The sequence below is a fragment of the Actinosynnema sp. genome (assembly GCF_052038725.1).
Genome location: NZ_JBQGCX010001043.1, coordinates 1 through 1,834, shown reverse-complemented (window position 1 = coordinate 1,834; position 1,834 = coordinate 1). Strand labels below are relative to the sequence as shown.

At 79.8% G+C, this 1,834-nt stretch carries 1 protein-coding gene; it reads left to right on the top strand.

Annotated features, from left to right (window positions below; genetic code table 11):
* Positions 1-1,834, top strand: a 1,834-nt coding sequence (locus ACTUAL_RS22025; RefSeq protein ID WP_440901573.1) for an SDR family oxidoreductase, incomplete at both ends; no start/stop codon positions are given.

Sequence of the window (1,834 nt, the reverse complement as noted above, 5' to 3'; positions counted from 1 at the left end):
CACCGGGCACTACGCGGAGCTGGCCGCCCGCGGCTACGGCTACGGCCCGGCGTTCCAGGGCCTGCGCGCGGCCTGGCGGCGCGGTGACGAGGTGTTCGCCGAGGTCGCCCTGCCCGAGGAGGTCGACGCCTCCGGCTACGGCCTGCACCCGGCGCTGCTCGACGCCACCCTGCACACCGCCGAGCTGCTGGAGGACGGGCCCGGCGAGCTGACCGTCCCGTTCGCCTGGAAGGACGTGGTGCTGCGGGCCACCGGGGCGTCCGCGCTGCGGGTCCGCCTGACCCGCACCGGCCCCACCGCCTACTCGGTCGCCCTGGCCGACCCGGACGGCGCGCCGGTCGCCGAGGTGGGCTCGCTGGCGGTGCGCCCGCTGCCCGCCGCCGAGGGCCCCTCGGTCGGCGACGCGCTGTTCCGGCTCGACTGGACCCCGGTGCTCGGCGCGGCCGACACCCCGGCCACGCTCGCCGTCCTCGGCGCGCCGGGCCGCTTCCCGGCCGAGGTCGCCTACCCGGACCTGGACGCGGTGGCGGCGGCGGGCCCGCAGGGACCGGACTCGATCCTGCTGCCCCTGCCCACCACCGGCGACGACCCGGCCGCGGCCGGACGGGCGGCGGTCGAGGGGCTGCTGCCGGTCCTGCGCCGCTGGGCCGAGGACGACCGGCTGGCGGGCAAGCGGCTCGTGGTCGTCACCACCGGCGCGGTGTCGGTGGACGGCGAGGACTCGCCCGGCCTGGCGCACGCCGCCCTGTGGGGGCTGCTGCGCTCGGCGCAGGTCGAGCACCCGGACCTGGTGGGCCTGGTCGACGTGGACGGCGACCCCGCCTCCGACCTGGTCCTGCCCGCCGCCCTGACCGCCGGGGAGCCGCAGCTCGCGGTGCGCGGCGGCCGGGCGTTCGCGCCCAGGCTGGTCCGGGCCGGGTTGCCCGCGGCGGCGCCCGACTTCGGCGCCGGCCGGGTCCTGGTCACCGGCGGCCTGAGCGGCGTCGGCGCGCCCGTCGCCCGGCACCTGGTCACCGCGCGCGGCGTCACCGACCTGCTGCTCACCAGCCGTCGCGGCCAGGACGCGCCCGGCGCGGCCGAGCTGGTCGCGGAGCTGACCGGTCTCGGCGCCTCGGTCGAGGTCGCCGCGTGCGACGTCGCCGACCGCGACGCCGTCGCCGCCCTGCTGGAGGGCCGGGAGCTCTCGGCGGTCGTGCACTCGGCGGGCGTCGTCGACGACGCGCTGCTGTCCGGGCTCACCCCCGAGCAGGTGGCGGCGGTCTGGCGGCCCAAGGCCGAGGCCGCCTGGCACCTGCACGAGCTGACGCGGGGCCACGACCTGACCGCGTTCGTGCTGTTCTCCTCGCTGGTCTCGGTGGTCGGCGGAGCGGGCCAGTCCGCCTACGCCGCCGCCAACGGCTTCCTCGACGCGCTCGCCGCGCACCGCCGCGCCCAGGGCCTGCCCGCCACCTCGGTGGCGTGGGGCCTGTGGACCGGGGTGGGCAGCGCGATGACCGGGGAGCTGGGGGAGCGGGACCTGCGGCGCATGGCGTCCTCCGGGGTGCTGGGCCTGCGGCCCGCCGAGGGGCTGGCGCTGCTCGACGCGGCGGTCGCCTCGGACCGGGCCGACCTCGTGGCGGCCAGGCTGGACCTGGCGGCCGTGCGGCAGGCGTCCGGCGCGGTGCCCCCGGTGTTCCGGGCGCTGGTGCGCGGGGCGGTCAGGCGGGTCGCCGGGACCGGCGCGCCCACCTCGGGGCCGTCGGTGGCCGAGCAGGTCGCCGCGCTGCCGCCCGCCCGGCGGCGCGACCACCTCGTGGAGCTGGTGCGCGGTCTGGTGGCGGGCGTCCTCGGGCAC